We start from the raw sequence: 18,985 nt of genomic DNA, 5'->3' as shown, positions 1-18,985 counted from the left end.
CCGTTCGACTTGCATGTGTTAAGCACGCCGCCAGCGTTCGTCCTGAGCCAGGATCAAACTCTCCACAAAAAACAAGAAAAAACATTCCTTGCAAATATTGTTGGAAAGCCCAACAACTGGCAAAAAAAATAAACAATGCGTGTGAGGCTCCGACGAGGAACAACCCCACACACAAAAAACAGTTTTCAAGCTACAGTATTTTCACAAGCAAGCCACACTTGCCCGGCCAACACCACAACACAAAACCAAAAAAACAAATAGTACAAAAACAAAAAATATTTTAAGTACATTGGCACACTATTGAGTTCTCAAACAACCACCACACACCCCACACCAACCAGCATTAGCCGGTGAAAAGGCGGTAAGAAGAAACATTAACACGGCCTCGCGCCAAGCGCAAATACTGTATCAAGCATTCTTCTTAGGTCACCGCTACAGCATCAGCCTAAACTTCAGCTTCTCAGCCGGTGGATAACCGGCCGCGGCGACTCGACCTAAGCTACACACAAACCAGCAACAACACAAATGCCCAGGCCAGAGGCCTAAAAATGATCGGTACCGCTCACCCGTTCAATGGTTGCGCCGAGCGCTTGAAGGTTTTCCACGAAGTTCGGGTATCCGCGGTCGATATGGAAAACGTCATGCACCTCCGTCACCCCGTCCGCGCACAGCGCCACTAGGACAAGGCCTGCACCAGCGCGAATGTCGCTACTCCACACTGGGGCGCTGGATAGCCCTGTGACGCCTCGCATGACCACGTGGTGCCCGTCGATAGTTGCATCCGCTCCGAGCCGCATGAGTTCGTCGACAAAGCGGAAGCGGGCCTCAAAGATGTTTTCCGTGATGACGGAAGTCCCTTGGGCAACGGTAGAGATGCCGATCGCCATGGGCTGGAGGTCGGTGGGGAAGCCGGGAAAAGGCAGCGTTTGGTAGTCCACGGCGAGGGGGCGCTGGTCCATGCGGACACGGAAGCCGCGGTCGTAGGTTTCCACGTGCGCGCCGGCGACCTTGAGTTTTTCCAGCGGCAGGTGGAGGTGGCGAGGGGCGATGCCGGTGACGGTGATGTCACCTTGGGTCATTGCCGCCGCATATGCCCAGGTGCCGGCCACGATGCGGTCGCCGATCACCTCATGCTCGGTGGGGTGGAGCTTTTCCACGCCTTGGATGGTGATAGTGGAGGTGCCCTCACCAGTGATTTTCGCGCCCATCTGCTTGAGCATCTCGCAGAGGTCAAAGATCTCTGGTTCGCGTGCGGCGTTATCCAGCACCGTGGTGCCTTCAGCGAGCACCGCCGCGGTGAGAATATTTTCGGTGGCGCCCACGGATGGGAAGTCCAGGCTGATGTTCGCGCCGCGCAGCTTGGAGGCTTGGGCAACCACAGCGCCGTGCTCAATGTGTGTGGTTGCGCCGAGCTTTTCCAGCCCGGATTGGTGCATGTCCAGCGGGCGAGATCCGATGGCGTCGCCGCCGGGGAGCGCAACAACGGCGCGGCCGCAGCGGGCGGTAAGAGGGCCGAGCACGCAGACGGAGGCGCGGAACTTGCGCACGGCGTCAAAGTCAGCGTTCGGGGAGATTTCTGCTGGGGTGTCAATTACAACGGTGTCACCGTTGATCTCCACTTGGCAGCCCAAGCCCTCGAGCACGCGCTTCATGTAGGGGACGTCGAGGATTTCGGGACAGTTACGCAGTGTGGTGCGCCCTTCCGCAAGAAGCGCTGCTGCCATCAGTTTGAGCACTGAGTTCTTTGCGCCGGAGACGTTTACTACGCCGCGCAGTTGTGCTCCGCCGGTTACAAGGAAGCGATCTTTCACGTTCCCCACCCTATCCCACGCGGACTCACACTTGGGCCCACTCACTGTTTGCTCACTGCCAATGCAAGCATTTCCCATTTCCGCGCACGCGCGCGGTTTCATCGCTAGCGTGGAAGGCATGGCTGTTCACTTGACAAAGATTTATACCCGCACGGGGGACGACGGCACCACGGCGCTGGCGAATTTTGAGCGCGTCTCCAAAAACGATGCCCGCCTGGCGGCCTATGCCGAATGTGATGAGCTCAATGCGCAGATCGGCGTAGCAATAGCACTGGGCAACCTCCCGGATGTCGTGGCCACCACCCTCAAGCGCGTACAAAACGAGCTCTTCGACGCCGGCGCGGACCTAGCAACGCCCATCGAGCCGGAGCCAAAGTACCCTCCGCTGCGCATCACTCAGGAATACATCGACCGGCTAGAGGCGGACTGCGACTCCTTCAATGAGACGCTGCCCAACCTCAACTCCTTCATTTTGCCCGGCGGCACCCCTGGGGCGGCTCTGCTACACACGGCACGGGCAGTTGCACGCCGAGCTGAACGCGCAGCTTGGGTAGCCACGCACGAGCACCCCGACACCACCTCCGCACTCCCTGCCAAGTATCTCAACAGGCTCTCTGACCTGCTATTTATCCTCTGCAGGGTAGCCAACGGCGGTGACGACGTGCTCTGGGTCCCAGGTGGCCAGCGCGGCAGTGCCGCGGAAGGCAACAAAGATTAGGGCTTAGGACCTAGGGGAGGGCGCCAATCCGACGAGCCGCGTTGACGGCTTCGTAGCGGGTGTGTGCGCCGAGCTTGCGCATTACGGAACGCAGGTAGCTCTTCACCGTTTCCGCACCAATGCCCATTTCCTCCGCGGCCTCCACGTTGGTGTGGCCGAGCGCAACGCAGGAGAGAACGTCCAGCTCACGCGCAGAAAGCTTGGTGGTTTGCTTCACGTGGACTGGGGCTACCATTTGGTCGCAAAGGTCTTCCAGCTCTTGGCGAATGTCCTCTTGCTCAATGCGGTTGGCCAGCATACGCAGCTTGGAGTGGGTGGCGCGGATCTGCTCCCACTCGGCGGAGTTCATCATGCGGCCCTTACCTCCGGTGGCGGCACGCATGCCGTCATTGCGGCGCGCAGCCGCGTTGATGGCGAGCTCCTGTTCTAGGATTCGGGCGGTCATGGTGACCTCTTCAATCACCTTGTCCCCCAAGCGCACTGGGGAGTGCACACCAACGTAGAGCACGCCGCGGACCTCGCGGGCCACGATTACGGGCACAGCAACAATGGAATGCAGGCCTTCGTCTTGGATAAGGGAGTCCAGCTCGTGGGAGATCACGTTGGCGCGGGTGTAGTCACTCACGCCTACCGGGCGGCGGGTTTTCACCACGCGCCCACCAACGCCAACGCCGGCCTCAATGGTGAGGTTCTGCAGCGCAGGAGTACGCAGGCCAATCCAAGAACTCATGAGGAGGCGGTTATCTGGGAGGACCTGTGCGTACATGGTCACTGGGATTCCGGTGGCGTTCTTGAGACTCGCCAATGCGGTGCGGATCGCCTCTTCATCTTCTTTGATGCGTGCGGGCTCCACGGTAAACCTCCTGATCGATCACCCTCACTGGCCTATGAGGGCTCCCGCAGGGCTGGTGGTGGGTGCAATCCACTCCATTTGGGGATACCCATATGAGGGTGAAACCTTTTCAATGTGGCGTCAGTATAGCTTTCCCATGGGGGGACAACCAAACCCCCTCCGCGTACACAAATGCACATTGCATGACCGTTTTCCAAAGAAAAAGGGGGAGGGAAACCGCCCCCCAGATTCCCCACCTTCACAAGCCTGAAATATGTAAAAGTAAGCTATCTTGCCATTTTATGCAGGAGGGGTCGCCACATCATCCCACCTCAATGCCTGCAACCGCCAGGGGATTTGCCAATAATTTTTATGCATGCAAGGCCAGCAAACCTACCCCTTTGCTGAACTTTCAAAACCACAACGCCCCCATGCCGCCTGCCCACTTCCCCACCGCCCGAATGGCACTTTGTGGAGAAATGGTAAGCAGTATCACATCCCCAGGTAGCAAATCTGCGCCGGCCAGTTTCCATGCAAACAATTTCACTCCCCTAGCCGCCCAATTTCCCCTCCCAGTCGCCGCCGAAGTGCGGCCTTGGGGGCGTCGGGAAGTTCCCCGGAAAGCAATCTAGACAAAGAGGTCTAAATAAAAAGACCACTTGGTCTAGCAATTTTGCCCAGGGCGTTGTATTGTGGGCTGCATGCCCGCGGCACAGACCCTACAGTTTGGGCCTTGAGCTGCGGCAGGAAGCCAATTAGAGCAAAAGGAGCCATCGTGGCAAAGATTTACAACAACATTCTGGACACCGTCGGCAATACCCCGCTGATCCGCCTGAACAACCTGACCAAGGATCTGCCAGGCGAGGTCATCGTGAAGGCAGAGTTCTTTAACCCAGCGAATTCCGTGAAGGACCGCATTGGTAAGGCGATCATCGACGCTGCCGAGGCATCCGGTGAGCTGAAGCCAGGCGGCACCATCGTGGAGGCTACCTCCGGCAACACCGGCATTGCCCTCGCTCTTGCTGGCGCTGCCCGCGGTTACAACGTTGTGCTGACCATGCCAGAGACCATGTCCATCGAGCGCCGCGTGGTGCTGCGTGCCTACGGTGCAGAGATCGTGCTCACCCCAGGTGCTGCCGGCATGCAGGGTGCTGTGGACAAGGCAAACGAGATCCTCGCTGAGCGCGAAGGCTCCATCCTGGCTCGTCAGTTCGCCAACGAAGCAAACCCAGAGATCCACCGCAAGACCACCGGTGAGGAGATCTGGAATGACACCGACGGCAACATTGACATCTTCGTGGCCGGCGTTGGCACCGGCGGCACCCTCACCGGCGCTGGTGAGACCCTGAAGGGCCACAACCCGGACATCAAGGTGTACGCCGTGGAGCCTTCCGCTTCCCCACTGCTCACCGAAGGCAAGGCTGGCCCACACAAGATCCAGGGCATGGGCGCAAACTTCATCCCAGAGGTGCTCAACCGCAAGATCTACGAGGACGTGCTCACCGTTTCCAACGAGGACGCCATTGAGACCTCCCGCAAGCTGGCCACCGAGGAAGGCATCCTGGGCGGCATCTCCGCTGGCGCAAACGTGAAGGCTGCTCTTGAGCTGGCCGCTCGCCCAGAAAACGAGGGCAAGACCATCGTCACCGTGATCCCAGACTTCGGTGAGCGCTACGTCTCCACCGTGCTGTTTGACGACATCCGCGACTAATCTCCTCGCTTAAAACTTAAAGCGCTCCACAAGCAATATTGCTTGTGGAGCGCTTTTTCATTGCCCCTAAAGCTCAATGTTTTTGTACCGGAGCTAAAGGGGCGAGAGGAAACTCCGCACCATCATGAAACAGCGTTGAACTTCTTTTCGATGCAGCTTTTCACTCGAACTAGCTTTGACGACGCAGCAGGCCTACCACTCCCGCAGCGATGAGCACCCCAGCGAGACCCAGCAAACCAACAACATTTGGGCCAGTGTTTGCGAGTACCCGCTTCTCGGGCTGCTGTGGCTTCTCGGGCTGCTGTGGCTTCTCAGGCTGCTGTGCTTGAGGAGTTATTTGAGGCTCCTGTGGTTGAGGTGTTTCCGTAGTGCTTGGCACTGGGATAGGAACCGGTACGGGGACTACTGGTTTTGCAATCCGTGCTGCAGCTTGATCACATGCATCCTCGTCCAATCCGGAAACGGAGTAATTTACCCAAGTTGCTTCCCCAAGGTTAAAGGTCTGGGTATAAGATTCAGCCAACCCATCCGGTGCGGACTGGCTCGGGGTGATGTCCACGCCGATCCACTGCAAATCGTTATTGTTATTGGCTGTGACCGCACATCGTTCAGAGCCAGTAAGACCATCAACCGTGTTCAGGCGAGCCAATTGGGCATTCAGCGCGGCATCACTGAGAGAATAATCAGGCAGCTCCCCCTTAGCGTGCCAGCTGTAGTCAAACAGACTCTGGCAACCCTGTTCATAGGAACCGGGGCCAGCCCCTTCTTGGGAACACCTCCAGCCTCCGGTAATTGCGCGTACCGGGAGGTATACATCCATTGCCTCTGGCGTCACTGAGCCAGTCAGTGACAGGGTGTGCACCCCCTGTCTTGCCATAGAAGTAAGGTATACATCATATTTTGCGAGCATTTCCTCACTACTTTGATTTGTCCCAAGGAAGTTCTGCAACTCGAATACAAAACTACTATCAGCCGGCATCTCTGAGGTTAGCTTAAGCATTTTGGGTAGCTGGTTCTCCCCACCTTCAGCGTTCTGATCCAAATCAATCACCAAGTCATCAGGTAACCAGCCAGTTTCCGGATCAATAGCGAAACCATCCACAATCTCCACCGGAAGGTTCACGGTAGAGACTGGAATGCGCAAAGCATCACGGTTTTCGCTTTCCAAAGCATCTTGAAAGAAATTGGGAACTGAATCTGGGCGTGCGATCAGGGTAAATGATGGATTCTCAATCACCTTGGGTACAAAAATATATCCTTCGGAGCCCGACGTTTGCACGCTATCTGAAGAACGAAGCAGTGGCGCCATTTGGATGGTATAGGAAATATCTGCCTTACCCGTGAGCGGGTTCGTGAAAAAGGTTCCCGACGCTACGTTGGTAGCCCCTCCCACAAAGTTAAATACGTTTGGACGAATCTCTGCGGTGGTTGCCGTTTCAGTTTCCGGTGACTCATTCGTCTCAGAGATGGGTTGGCTCTGAGTTGGGTCGCTTGACAACCCGCTTAGAAAAAGCTCCCGAGCAGGGATATCCGCTGTAGAGCTTGACTGCGCCAAGGCCGCCGGCGATAACAAAAGAGTGCAAGTAAGTGTAGAGGCCGCTATTCCAGCTAACCTCTTCGTGCTGTAGTGGGGCATAAAATCTCCAAGAATCTAAGAAAGCGGGATGAATTGAAAACCGGTGCTTAACAAACCACGATTTCAATGGTCGGGATGAGCGTGCTCGGCCAACCCTAGCACTAAAACCGTACTCCCGTTTACGCTGGCACCTCTACGCTACACTCAAAAATTGTTATCAATTCTCATATTTCGAGGAAACCTCTACAACTGCACCCACTGGAATTACGAGCGTGCTCGCCTAATTAGGAGACTACCAATACCAATCAACGTCAGCGCCAGCGGTTGCACATAAGCTTCTTGCACGCATGGATTACTCCTTAAAAAGATTTCCTTAGGCACGGAATGAAGACGTGTGAAGTACGCACCTTGACCCTGAAAACCTACAAAAACCCTCAATAACCCGTCAATATTGCATTAGCGGCTCAAATTGCTTGGCAACTTTGGATTTCCCTCATCCATCTCACTGCAATAAAGCCACCAGCTTCTTTTTATTCATACTGAAATTGGTGTTGATTACTGATTCTCTGCACGGTGTGGGGTATGTGCACTCGGTTCTGCTTGGTGCATTTCGGCGGTATCTGCTTCCACTGATAGGCTCTTTTCCCATGTACCGCATCATCTCAACGATCCGCGAAGATCTGGCCAACGCCCGCGAGCACGACCCTGCCGCGCGCGGTGATCTAGAAAACGCCATCGTGTACTCGGGCCTCCACGCCATCTGGGCCCACCGCGTATCTCACTGGTTGTGGACTAGGGAGCACCGGGGCGTTGCGCGAATCCTGAGCCAAGCCACCCGCTTCCTCACCGGCATTGAAATCCACCCAGGGGCAACGATTGGCCGTCGCTTCTTCATCGACCACGGCATGGGCATTGTGATTGGCGAAACAGCGGAGATCGGCGACGGCGTGATGCTCTACCACGGTGTCACCCTGGGCGGGCAGGTGCTCACCCAAACGAAGCGCCACCCCACCATCGGCAACAACGTGACCATCGGCGCGGGCGCCAAAGTACTAGGCCCCATCACCGTGGGTGAAGGTTCCGCGATCGGCGCAAACGCGGTGGTGACCAAAGACGTTCCCGCCAACCACATTGCCGTCGGTATCCCTGCTCAAGCGCGCCCCCGGAAAGAAGGCGAGCGAATCAAGCTCGTGGACCCGGATTACTATATCTAAACACCTGATGCAGCAACGCCTGCCTACCCCTTTCACTGTGGGGCGAGGCAGGCGTTTGTTGTGCTAGCTCTTGTACTCCGGGTTTTTCTCAATGAAGTGCTGCACCGCAGAGCACGTTGCGATGTACGGCAGCCCCTCGTCCTTGGTGTAGTCCAAAGCCTGCTGAATGAGCGGCTTGGAAAGGCCCTGGCCCTGGAATTGCTCCTCGATCACCGTGTGGTCGAATTTGCGGGTGCCATCGCGGTCCACGAACCCGGCGAATCCGGCCTTGGTGCCGTCAACAGTGAGCACAAAACGATTCTTTTCTTCATCCTTGCGTACTTCAATTTCCATGCGCCCCACTCTACGCAGGCCGACGTCCACGTGCAGGGAAATCCGGAGGCTGTGCCATCGCGGGCAGCGAAAACCCGCGGCGTTCCCCTCATGAGAACAACCGCGGGTCTTCACCTCACTCAGTAGCCGTTAGTGCCTCCTGCGTGCACCGAGGTACAGGGCGGCACCAAGGGCCGCCAGCAGGCTCGCCGCTGCCAGCACAATGCCGATTCCCTGAACGCCAGTGTTCGCCAAGATGCGCTTCACCGGCGTTTGCGGCTGGTTTTGGCTCTGGCTCTGGTTTTGGTTCGGGCTTGGGCTTCGGCTTGGCGCGGCTTCACTACCGACGCCCACCTGCCCGCCAGTCTGCGGCTGTGCAGGTTGCGCCGGGGTGCTGCCGCCTGCAACGCCGCCAGTGCTTCCGTTACTACTTCCATTCCCGCCTCCTGGGATTGGCACAGGAATTGGGATAATCGGCAGACCGGAGATCCGAGGCTCCTCCGGCTGAACCGTGGGTTCCGTGGTTGGCTCCGCGGTGGGTTCGGTGGTTGGTTCCGTGGTGGGTTCCGTGCTTGGTTCGGTGGTTGGTTCGGTGGTTGGCTCCGTGGCGGGTGGCACTTCCTTTTCCGGCACCTCAACGGTTGCCGCACCTGACACCTTCACCGAAGGATTCGTAGAGCTCTGCGCGGAGACCTCAGCGGTGTTGTCCACCGTGTATGGATCATCCTTGCGTTTTGCTGGGGACGAAGCAGTGAACACCACTTCCTCGCCCACCTTCAGGGTTCCCTCATCTCCTGGCCAAGTTGCAACAGGAGTACTCAAACCGGGCAGTTCATCCTTCAACTTAACGTTGGTGAGCTCAGTAGTGCCAGTGTTTTTGGCGGTGATAGTCCAATCAATCTCTTCTGCGGCAGTGTTGTAGACACCCTGCTTGCTCACCGTCAGCTCGCTGCGTGGCAGCTTTGCGGTCGCGGAAGCTGCGCCGGAGACTCCGGTGTTGGCCGCGTCGTTAATACTGCCTAGTACGTCCACGGTGTTGGTGACGCTGCCGGTCGCTCGATCTTGATCGGTGACTTGCGTTGTTACCGTGCGAGTTTCTTCGGCGCCAGGTGCGAGGGAATCGATTTTATCAATGGCATTGGGTGCAAGCCGGTCGTCGAAATCGAGGTTGTTTACGGTGACATCTCCCTCATTCTTTACCTTGATGGTCCAGGTGATTTCCTGCTCGGTGATCGTTGTTGCTTCCTTAGTCACCGTGATCTTCGCGTTTGCCGTGGTGGAGACCTCCGCTTTAGCGGTGCCTGGTGGCACAGGCATATCGTTGAAGGCTGCTTCAATCGCTGCCTCGTTGACCACCTTGCCCGCGAGGCGATGGGCTTCCGTCACCGTAGTGGTTGCCTTCCATTCCACGCTATCTCCCACAGGAAGAGACTTGATATCGGAAGTAGTCTCTGGGGCTGCATCCACCAAGATGTCAGTAAGTTTGAGGTTTTGTAGGGTGACGTTGCCGTTGTTGATTGCTCGGATTGTCCAGATAACCTTCGTGCCGTCAGCGTTCAGTACACCCTGCTTTTGCAATTCGATGCTCGGAGATGCTTCAAGCGGGACCGTTGCTTGTGCGTTAGCAGTAACGGTTTCTTGTGTATTTTGTACACCTGCCGTCACAGCGATGGAGTTCGCTGCTTGCCCAGCTACGCGCTGAGCTTCCGTAACGGGAGTTCTGATCTCAAAGGTCCCTAGTTCCTTTGGGGCGAGTTTCTGAGGCGCATCTGCTGGAATGGTTGGCTGTTCGCCTGTGTCCATGGTGTCCGTAAAGGTGAGATTTTCCAGCATGGTGCCGCCGGTGTTTTCCACCGTGATCGTCCACACGATCTCCGTCTGGCCGTTCAGCGTTCCGGCTTTTGTGATTTTCACACTAGCTTCTGCTGTTGGGGTGACCCAAGCCCGAGCCTTGTTCGTAGTCAGGGTAAGTGACTGCCCAGCAACATCAACCTGGAACTTGGCCTCGGCCTCATTGGTGACCTTGAGACCCATCACCTGTGGGGTCACCTCGGTTGTCCCCTCCGCGATTTGGGTAATGGAGGTTTCCTCTACCCAGGTGGGGGCGGAACCAACTGCGTTTTGTTGTTCGTCGTTGCTAGTCAGATCAATCGCTGGGGTTCCCTGAGTCAGTGTCAAGCGATCACGGTGAGTTGTGCCTTCGGTGAAGGAAAGGCCTTGATCAACCGAGTCTGTCAGCTCAGTCAAAGTAGCGGTAATTTGAGGGGTCGTGGTGTTCTTAGGACTCACGCCTGCGGGAGCAAAAGGATCGGCAACCTTGCTGGTTGCGGAGCTCAGCGTCTTATCTACGCTGATTGTCCACTGGATCTCCTGGGCATCGCTGTTGTAGGTGCCCTTCTTTTCCAGGTTCAGGGTGTCACATTCACGGTCCTTCACATCCACGGAAAGCCAGTCACCATTACCAGCACCGTTCCATGCGGATACACGCAAATTAGTGACGTTGTTACCCAACCCACTCACCAGATGGTACTTATTCGTGCTTTTCTCCGTAGGAACTACGGACCAGTTTGCTCCACCATCAGTGGATTGCTCCACCACATAATCCTCTGTGGGAGCTACAGAAAGGGTTGCGTTTTCCAAGTGGTCCCAAGAAAGCAGGTAGTCCTGACCATCATCTTTGCAGAGTTTGGAAGCTGAGAGCTTGGTGATTGGCCGTGGGGTCTGGGCTAGGATACGCACGCCTTGAGCAGTCTGTTGCTGGTTTGCAGTAAGGAACATGTATCCGTTCTTGTCCCACGCGAGACCACGGGGAATTTGGATACCCGGAACGGCAACAGTTCGGGGTTTCTCTGTGTGATCATCCACTCCTTGTTGAGCGTTGTCTGCTGCAGTGGACCCTGTTAGCCATTCACGAACAAATTCACCTTCCGGCGTGAACTCCTGGATAGCATTCATTTGCTGCGACCAAGCAAACACGTTGCGGTAATTTGCAGAATTCTCCACGGTATTCACAAACGGCCCGAACATCACGTCACCAGTGACGTTGAACCTGCCCTCGCCGATACGCCCAAGGTTTGTTACACCATCTGCACCAACTTTCCATAGGTAAGGCCTGTTGTTGCTGACGTAAGCAGATTCCCGGAAGTTCACCAGGGAAATGTAATAGTCACCAGTTTCAGGATCAACGGCCACGCCATTGGGGTTGTGGTCAGCATCGCCCTTTGCGGTTTGAAACTCAGCATGGGTGACATTGTTCAGCAAAATGCTTGGTACTGGGGTGCCGTCGCTCGTAAACTGCACCAACGAGTTAGCCACCTCAGCGTTTGCCACCACATTGCCATCGGGCTTTAACGCGAGAGAGGTTGAATATCCATTACGGAAATTTCCTGGCTGAATTCCATCACCCCACACACCCCTGGTGCCCGCGCCTTGAAGTTGCGTGCCATCCGCGCTGAAGCGCTTAATACGTTGATTGGGGACATTTGGCTGCTCAGAATCTACAACCCACACTTCACCGTTGGGCTGAATTACCATGCCACGAGGGCCATGTTCAGTGTTTGGCGTTCTCGCGCTAGTGAAAACGCCATCGCGGATGGTTTGAGCAAGATCAAATCGGGAACCGTAGCCTGAGGTTTGCCCAGTGTTTGCGGGGTTGGTGTACGAGCCGTCGGCGCCAAGATCAGATACCACCTGGGCATCTTGGGTGTCGTCGAAACGCAGCACGCGTGGATCGCCACCCTGGCATGGTGCACTGAACGAGCCAACTTGGAAACATTCGAAGCGGCCCCAACCAACCTTTCCGGAATCAGAGACCCAGAGATCTCCGGTAACTGGATTCACTCCAACGCCGTAGGGGAATACATACCTGCTGTTGCCTTGAGGCAGCTTCACGTTGCCGATCAGACCCCACTCATACGAGCCTTGGGCCTTACCCGCTGTGTAATCAACCGACGTTTCCGAGCCGCTTGTTGGCGGAACGGAAGTCTGTGCAGCCACTTGGGGGATCGCTACGGCAGTTGCCGATACAGCGACTGCGGCAACTGCAGCTAGTGCCTTGCGCAATAGTGATGGGGGACGCCTCATTGCCTCAACTTTCAGGGACATCCGGAGTTGCCTCACCTCACTCGCCCCCGAGGGCGAAATGTCTGAAGTGGATTCCCGGCAACTTCCGTAGGGAAACAAACAACTTAAATATAACCTAAAGAATCAATTTCTTTTCAAAAGCTGTTGTTTAGCACCGGCAAATACCCACACGAGACAGAAAGCGCAGAAGAGGCCCTCCGAAGAGGACCTCTTTACCTTGGTGGCACGGACCAGGATCGAACTGGTGACCTTCCACTTTTCAGGCGGACGCTCTACCAACTGAGCTACCGCGCCACAGGTTTGATTACTCAAACCGTGCGACCCTGACGGGGCTCGAACCCGCGACCTCCGCCGTGACAGGGCGGCGCGCTAACCAACTGCGCCACAGGGCCGTATGACTTTAACGTCATGCGTGTACCGCCGCGCGGAAAACCGCTCTTTGGTACGGTTGATAACCTTACAATACTGAATTGAATCCAAACAAATCAGCAGGTCACCAGATATTTCTCACCAGCTATTTCACTGGGCAACTTTGCGTGACAAAAGCAGAAAGGCTTGGGGGTTTTCTAGACCTCCAAGCCTCCCTGCGTGTCACCTAGCAATTCACTAGGGAAACAAGCCTTTAGCTATTACGACGCTTGCGCACAAGGTACACGCCTCCGGCAATGAGCAGTGCGGCTGCCGCGAGAAGGCCAACCACGCTTGCGCCAGTGCTTGCCAGTTGACGGTTTTGGGCTTGCACACCCTTGGTGGCCTGCTGGCCCTTCGCTACACCCTTAGCGGGCTGCTGCACTGGTTGGGTTTGCACCGGCTGCGCAGGCGTACCAGGTGCCGGAATTGGCACTGGAATTGGAATAATTGGCAGGCTTGGATCCGGAGTGAACTGCCAAGTTCCCTCGAAGTAGCGGTACTTACAGTCAGTGACCCCACCGCTAATTGGTTCAACCTCATTGAGTACATATGCCTCATGAGTGTTGTAGTTGGGGTCATTGGAGTTATCTCCGGCGGCACCAACTTCACCGTAGGTGGTCCACTGCACTGGCGTCCCGTCGTTCCAGCCCTTGAACTCCCAAGTGCCTTCCGAGGTTTCAACCTTTGTACCAACAGCAGGCCGCGCGCTTGGAGCGTACGCCTTCGCGGCGTCGAGAGACTGATCTTGCAAGCGGGTTGGAAGCGTGGCCAACACCTCTTCCGGCAGGACCCTATCAAGCGGCTCACCCTGTGCATCAACCGCTACGTATCGGTGGTCGATGGTGACGTCGGTACGCGTCTCATAGGTCACCGGGTTGGGGGTTTTCTGGTTGAACTGGATGTTCCAGGTGGAATCCCAGCGCTGGGCCATCGTTGCCTGAACATCTGCATCATCGGAGAACGGAAGGCGGAAATCACCGATCACACGGGGGTTGCTGCCCATAAATTTCCGGGAGTTCAATGGATCAAGGCCGTCTACCATACGGTAGTTTTCCTCAGTGACGGTGAGCAGACCCTCTGGGGTGGTGATGCTCAGCTCGACGAGCTCATCAGACTTGTTGACTGGATCTTGCCAAGTGTTCGGATCATTGTAAGTCTTCTTATGATCATCACCGTTGTACGCCAAGTCGAGCTTTTCAGCAAGCACATCGCGGCCGGCACCAGTTTGGCCTCCAGTTACCGATGCTTGGTAGTGTTCCCGCACCTCTGCACGGGTATCCGGATTTTCCACCGGAACACCGAGGTTCTGCGCGAAGTTGACCCACTGCTCGTAGTCCGCCTGGGACTCATAACCTGCCTCGCTGGCGTTCTGCTTGACACGGAACTTGATCACAATCGTGCCCGCTTCAGCAGGTGTGCCGTCCTTGAGGGTACCGCCATCCTTGAGGTACACGGCTTCGTAGGGGCGCATGACCTCCGCGAAGGCTTTTTGACCTGCGTTTCCGGTGTTGTAGTTAGCTTCTTGGTATGCAGCAATCCAAGCGTCGATGTCCTTGACTTTCTGCTCGTCAACGGTGACTACATTCGGGTCGACCTTGAAGGAGATCTCAAAGTCAGACGCAACCGCGAGATCCATGAAGTGGTCAAGCCAGTAGTTGTAATTATCTTCCTTAGACAGGAAAGAATCCTTGAACTCGGGCTCTGCAATCATGCGCTGAATGAGGACGGCTGCAGGGCCGGCAGCAGCTGCAAATTGGGGATTCGCCACGATCCAATCCAACGAGGTCTGTGCCGATGCCTTTGCTGCGTCCGTACCATTCCACACAATGGGAGCCTGACCGCGGGAGGTCAAGTAGTAATTCACGCCGGTGAGGGAAATCCGCTCGGAGTAACTTACTGCACGCTCCATGCCCTGCTCACGCAAAACATTCCACGCGCGCACAACTTCCTGCATGTCCAGCCAACCGGTGTAGCCGATGTTGTATCGAGGCTGATCAACCACACAGCGGATGCCGTAATCGGCGTTGTCCTGGCCGTTCAGGTGGACCAATGGGTTTTCCACGTCTGACCACGGGCGCTTGGTGACATCGCTCGTAGAATCCGCCGTTGCACCTTTCACCACTGGCAGAATCTTGGTGTTCGCGTTGACTTCGTGCTGATCACCATCTGGAATCCCGGTAGTCTGGGCACCCGCAAGCGGTACACCTGCAAGCATGAGGGAAGCAGAAGTAAGCACCACGGCTGACTTTGCAGCAAATTTGTTCATTTATTCTCCTTGGGACAATATTTTTCCGAGCCAACCACTGAAGATTCTTTTAAATTCTCAGCGGTGAACTATAGAAAAATCAGAATCATGAAGAACCTTAACAGATCACACGTCAAAACTAATAGATATGGCGGTGTGAAACTTTCCCAACAAACACAAAACCCAGAACAACTAATGTTGTTCTGGGAAAATAATGCGACCCTGACGGGGCTCGAACCCGCGACCTCCGCCGTGACAGGGCGGCGCGCTAACCAACTGCGCCACAGGGCCTTATTTTGTTTTGGAATTGCTTCCGTACCCCCAACGGGATTCGAACCCGTGCCGCTGCCGTGAAAGGGCAGTGTCCTAGGCCGCTAGACGATGGGGGCCTGCCGCGTAAGGCGACGTTTCACAATATACAAGCAAGCTCCGCACCTGAACAAATCCGCTAGTCAAGGGCCTTTTCTAAGCGGTTGTTACCACTCCCCCTTTTGGCGCAACTCACACACCCACCGCCTCTGGCCGATAATGCGACAGCAGCTAACATGGGGCAACCAGTTGGTGGAGGCGCGGTGGCGTGTGGTTCCGAGCCAGGGCTGAAGGGGTGGTTTGGCGTTGGTTTTGTGGGTTGGTTTTGTGCGTTGGTAGATAGCTAAAAGTCGATAGGGCGTTGCGTTGGTCGATAGGAAGGCTCCACGAGGAAAATCGGGCCTTATCGACTTTGAGCTATCGACCAACGCGTCCTATCGACCAACGCAAGAGCGCCCCACACCAAACCCCAACACCCCATACCCAAACCCAACCCCACCAAAAGAAAAACCCCGAGGCACCGCCAGCCAAAAGCCAAAAACCAATAGCCAAACGGTGCCTCGAGATATTTCGTTTGTGGGCCCTCCGGGGCTCGAACCCGGGACCTGCGGATTAAAAGTCCGTAGCTCTACCAACTGAGCTAAAGGCCCACGCGCAAACAACTGCTTGCACTCCAGCAATCATAGTGCACAACCCCCACCCAGAGCCAAAAAGCCGCCTACCCTTTTGCATTCTGTTGGGGGTAGGCGGCAATGAGGGCTGGCTCGGTTATGCCTTCATGGAGCCGGTCTCAATGAAGCGCTGGTGGAAGGACAGCGCGGTCGCGAGGTCATGCGGGGTCTGCATGGTCTTGCGCTCCTTGGCAAGGGAGAGGGCGCGGTCGTAGTATTCCTGCAGCGCTGGGCGGTAGTCAGGGTGCGCAATAGCGATGATCTTTTCCGCACGCTGGGTTGGGGCCAGGCCGCGGAGGTCGGCGTAGCCGTACTCGGTGATGAGTACCTTCACGTCCTGCTCCGTGTGGTCCACGTGAGACACGAACGGCACGATTGCAGAGATGGCGCCACCCTTGGCGTCGGAAGGCGTGATGAAGGAGGAGATGAAGCCGTTGCGGGTGAAGTCTGCGGAACCACCCACACCGTTCATCATGCGGGAGCCAACCACGTTGGTGGAGTTCACGTTGCCGTAGATGTCTGCCTCAATCAGGCCGTTGGTGGCGATGAGGCCCAGGCGGCGAACAACCTCTGGGTGGTTGGAGATCTGCTGTGGGCGCAAGATGATCTGCTTGGCGTACTTGGAGGCCTCGTTGTTCATGCGCTCCGCGTACTCAGGAGACAGGGAGAAGGAAGTTGCGGAGGCGATGGTCATCTTGCCTGCGTCGATGAGGTCCACCATGCCGTCCTGGATAACCTCGGTGTAGGCGCGGATGTTTTCAAACTTGGAGTCCAGCAGGCCTGCCATCACGGCGTTCGGGACGTTGCCCACGCCGGACTGCATGATGTAGCCGTCGTAGGTCAGGCGGCCAGCGGCAACCTCGCCCTCCAGGAAGTCCAGGAAGTGGCCAGCGATCTGGCGGGACTGGTCATCGATTGGCTTGAATGGGGCGTTGCGGTCTGGGGCGTCCGTCTCCACCACTGCCACAACCTTGTCCAGGTCAATGTCGATGTAGGTGGTACCAATGCGCTGGCCAGGCTCGGTGATTGGGATTGGCTGGCGGTTTGGCAGGCGGTTGATGCGGTAGATATCCGCCATGCCCTCCAGCTCCAGGGACTGCCAGGAGTTGACCTCGATGATGATCTTCTCTGCGTTGTCCAGGTACTCCACGTTGTTACCAATGGAGGAGGAAGGAACCAGGTGGCCTTCCTCGGTAATGCGAACTGCCTCCACGATGGCAACGTTCATCTTGCCGAAGAAGCCCTGCTCAACGTAGATCGGGGACTCGGAGAGGTGGTAGTCCGCGTACAGGGACTTACCCTCGTTGATCTTGTTTCGCAGGATTGGGTCAGACTGGTATGGGGTGCGGAAGTGGATTGCGTCTGCTTCTGCCAGAACACCGTCGCAGTCAGGTGCGGTGGAAGCGCCGGTGAACAAACCAATGGAGTAGGCCTCACCCTTGGCGTGAGCCTCCTTAGCGCGGTTGGCGATTGCGGTTGGCAGTGCCTTTGGGTAGCCGGCGCCGGTGAAGCCGGAGATACCTACGTTGTCACCGTTGTTCACAAAGGTTGCGGCTTCCTCAGCAGACATAACCTTGCCGCGAAGCTGTGCATTCGCAATGCGATCAGACATCAATTCCTCCTGAAATAACCCACCAATCCCTGAGAGAAACGGTGGAAATGTGAAGTTTGTACCGCGCCAAACCGCCACGCCCCAAATGTGAGCGCACAAACAGTATTGCCGCATAGTTACGGACACCACATTAGCGGAAAGTGGTGCAGAATGGCGCCCACTTTGCACCCCCATTTCGCTACCCCCAAAGGCCACCGTGAGTGGCGCGGGCACTGGGGGCGTCGGCAAGCGTCCTGGCGCCGCAGGCTTGATTCCTGGCGCTGCGTGCGTGAAGATTTCATGGTGTCTTTATCTATAGGTTCCCTCCAACTTGCCTCCCCCGTTGTGCTGGCGCCGATGGCGGGCGTGACCAACATGCCGTTTCGAGTGCTCTGCCGCGAACTGGAGCAAGAAAAAACCGGAACCGTCTCCGGGCTGTACGTCTGCGAGATGATCACCGCCCGCGCACTGGTGGAAGGCAATGAAAAGACGCTGCACATGACCACCTTTGCCCCCAGCGAGCAGCCACGATCCATGCAGCTCTACACCGTGGACCCGGAGTACACCTACAAAGCTGCGCGCAAGATTGTGGAGGAGAACCTCGCCGACCACATCGACATGAACTTCGGCTGCCCCGTCCCCAAAGTCACCAGGCGCGGGGGCGGCTCCGCACTCCCCTACAAACGCCGGCTGTTCGGCAAAATCGTGGCCGCAGCAGTACGCGCCACCGAAGGCACAGACATCCCGGTCACAGTAAAATTCCGCGTAGGCATTGACGACGAGCACCACACGCATCTCGACGCCGGCAGGATCGCAGTCGAAGAAGGTGCGGCTGCGGTGGCACTGCATGCACGCACCGCCGCGCAACGCTACTCCGGCGAGGCCTCCTGGGAGGAAATTACCCGGCTCAAAGAGCACCTCGCGCACACCGGCATTCCCGTGCTGGGCAACGGCGACATCTTCAAAGCCTCCGATGCCTCCGCCATGATGCAACAAACCGGATGCGACGGCGTAGTAGTGGGCCGCGGCTGCCTGGGCCGCCCATGGCTGTTCGCCGCCCTCTCCGCGGAGCTGCGCGGAGAGCCCGTACCCAGCGAACCGACGCTCGGGGAGGTGGTGCGCATCATGATCCGCCACGCGACCTTGCTCATGGAACACGACGGCGAGGCCAAAGGCGCACGTGACATGCGCAAACACATCGGCTGGTATCTCCGCGGCTTCCCGGTAGGCGGCGAAGTGCGCGCACAGCTTTCCAGCATGAACTCCCTGGATGACCTCAAGCGCATCCTCGCCCCTTGGGCCGACTCCCCAGTTCTCGCCGAGGACGCCGAAGGGCCCCGCGGACGCAAAGGCTCACCCGCCAAAGTGGTGCTCCCCGAAGGCTGGCTGGACGACCCCTTTGACCTCACCGTGCCTGAAGGCGCGGACCTCATGCATTCCGGCGGTTAAGGGGTTGGGCCTTGGGCCTGGGGCCTAGGGCTTTGGGCCTGGAGCCTGGGGC

11 protein-coding genes, 5 tRNA genes and 1 rRNA gene are annotated in these 18,985 nt (G+C 56.9%); 4 read left to right on the top strand and 13 right to left on the bottom strand.

Translation table 11 applies throughout. The annotated features are described in order from the left end of the window. Both NQ050_RS10285 and murA read right to left on the bottom strand, forming a co-directional pair. Nucleotides 1-69, bottom strand: a 16S ribosomal RNA gene (locus tag NQ050_RS10285); the annotation flags it as partial. A gap of 473 nt (nucleotides 70-542) precedes the next feature. Next, the gene (gene murA, locus NQ050_RS10280) at nucleotides 543-1,811 is read right to left on the bottom strand and encodes a UDP-N-acetylglucosamine 1-carboxyvinyltransferase (RefSeq protein ID WP_257039242.1); all 1,269 of its coding nucleotides are present in this window, start codon (nucleotides 1,809-1,811) and stop codon (nucleotides 543-545) included. A gap of 118 nt (nucleotides 1,812-1,929) precedes the next feature. Here murA and NQ050_RS10275 point away from each other — a divergent pair, with 118 nt between their 5' ends. Then, nucleotides 1,930-2,529, top strand: coding sequence for a cob(I)yrinic acid a,c-diamide adenosyltransferase (locus tag NQ050_RS10275; protein WP_257039241.1), 600 nt, complete (start codon nucleotides 1,930-1,932; stop codon nucleotides 2,527-2,529). 10 nt (nucleotides 2,530-2,539) lie between these two features. On the opposite strand, the gene ramA is transcribed toward NQ050_RS10275, so the two are convergent. After that, nucleotides 2,540-3,382, bottom strand: coding sequence for an acetate metabolism transcriptional regulator RamA (gene ramA / locus NQ050_RS10270; protein WP_257039240.1), 843 nt, complete (start codon nucleotides 3,380-3,382; stop codon nucleotides 2,540-2,542). Between the two features lie 754 nt (nucleotides 3,383-4,136). On the opposite strand from ramA, the gene cysK reads away from it, so the two are divergent. Then, nucleotides 4,137-5,072 (top strand): cysteine synthase A, encoded by a 936-nt coding sequence (gene cysK / locus NQ050_RS10265; RefSeq protein ID WP_257039238.1) that lies wholly within the window; start codon nucleotides 4,137-4,139, stop codon nucleotides 5,070-5,072. 169 nt (nucleotides 5,073-5,241) lie between these two features. Here cysK and NQ050_RS10260 read toward each other — a convergent pair whose 3' ends face one another. After that, nucleotides 5,242-6,627, bottom strand: a complete 1,386-nt coding sequence (locus tag NQ050_RS10260) for a hypothetical protein (RefSeq protein ID WP_257039237.1) — start codon at nucleotides 6,625-6,627, stop codon at nucleotides 5,242-5,244. Nucleotides 6,628-7,295: 668 nt separating this feature from the next. Between NQ050_RS10260 and epsC the strand changes: the two genes are divergently transcribed. After that, nucleotides 7,296-7,862, top strand: coding sequence for a serine O-acetyltransferase EpsC (gene epsC / locus NQ050_RS10255; RefSeq protein WP_257039236.1), 567 nt, complete (start codon nucleotides 7,296-7,298; stop codon nucleotides 7,860-7,862). Between the two features lie 63 nt (nucleotides 7,863-7,925). Here the strand turns inward: epsC and NQ050_RS10250 are convergent, their stop codons facing one another. The 9 genes from NQ050_RS10250 to NQ050_RS10210 form a co-directional block, all read right to left on the bottom strand. Beyond that, complete coding sequence (locus NQ050_RS10250) at nucleotides 7,926-8,195, bottom strand: GNAT family N-acetyltransferase (protein ID WP_257039235.1); 270 nt, start codon at nucleotides 8,193-8,195, stop codon at nucleotides 7,926-7,928. 129 nt (nucleotides 8,196-8,324) lie between these two features. After that, nucleotides 8,325-12,257 (bottom strand): hypothetical protein, encoded by a 3,933-nt coding sequence (locus NQ050_RS10245; protein ID WP_257039234.1) that lies wholly within the window; start codon nucleotides 12,255-12,257, stop codon nucleotides 8,325-8,327. 218 nt (nucleotides 12,258-12,475) lie between these two features. Continuing rightward, a tRNA-Phe gene (locus NQ050_RS10240) sits at nucleotides 12,476-12,551 on the bottom strand. A 24-nt stretch (nucleotides 12,552-12,575) separates the two neighbouring features. Continuing rightward, nucleotides 12,576-12,649, bottom strand: a tRNA-Asp gene (locus NQ050_RS10235). A gap of 230 nt (nucleotides 12,650-12,879) precedes the next feature. Further along, nucleotides 12,880-14,934: an SHIRT domain-containing protein gene (locus tag NQ050_RS10230; protein ID WP_257039233.1), complete on the bottom strand. Its 2,055-nt coding sequence runs from the start codon at nucleotides 14,932-14,934 to the stop codon at nucleotides 12,880-12,882. A 196-nt stretch (nucleotides 14,935-15,130) separates the two neighbouring features. Beyond that, nucleotides 15,131-15,204, bottom strand: a tRNA-Asp gene (locus NQ050_RS10225). A gap of 25 nt (nucleotides 15,205-15,229) precedes the next feature. Then, nucleotides 15,230-15,302, bottom strand: a tRNA-Glu gene (locus tag NQ050_RS10220). A gap of 497 nt (nucleotides 15,303-15,799) precedes the next feature. Beyond that, nucleotides 15,800-15,872: transfer RNA gene (locus NQ050_RS10215), tRNA-Lys, on the bottom strand. Nucleotides 15,873-15,990: 118 nt separating this feature from the next. Next, the gene (locus tag NQ050_RS10210; RefSeq protein ID WP_257039232.1) at nucleotides 15,991-17,505 is read right to left on the bottom strand and encodes an acetyl-CoA hydrolase/transferase family protein; all 1,515 of its coding nucleotides are present in this window, start codon (nucleotides 17,503-17,505) and stop codon (nucleotides 15,991-15,993) included. 282 nt (nucleotides 17,506-17,787) lie between these two features. On the opposite strand from NQ050_RS10210, the gene dusB reads away from it, so the two are divergent. After that, the gene (gene dusB, locus NQ050_RS10205; RefSeq protein ID WP_257039243.1) at nucleotides 17,788-18,933 is read left to right on the top strand and encodes a tRNA dihydrouridine synthase DusB; all 1,146 of its coding nucleotides are present in this window, start codon (nucleotides 17,788-17,790) and stop codon (nucleotides 18,931-18,933) included. Nucleotides 18,934-18,985: the final 52 nt, after the last annotated feature.

It is taken from the genome of Corynebacterium sp. 122RC1 (genome assembly GCF_024580955.1).
Classification (GTDB): domain Bacteria; phylum Actinomycetota; class Actinomycetes; order Mycobacteriales; family Mycobacteriaceae; genus Corynebacterium; species Corynebacterium kozikiae.
The sequence above is the reverse complement of the archived record's forward strand: the minus strand, read 5'-3'. Positions and strand labels throughout refer to the sequence as shown.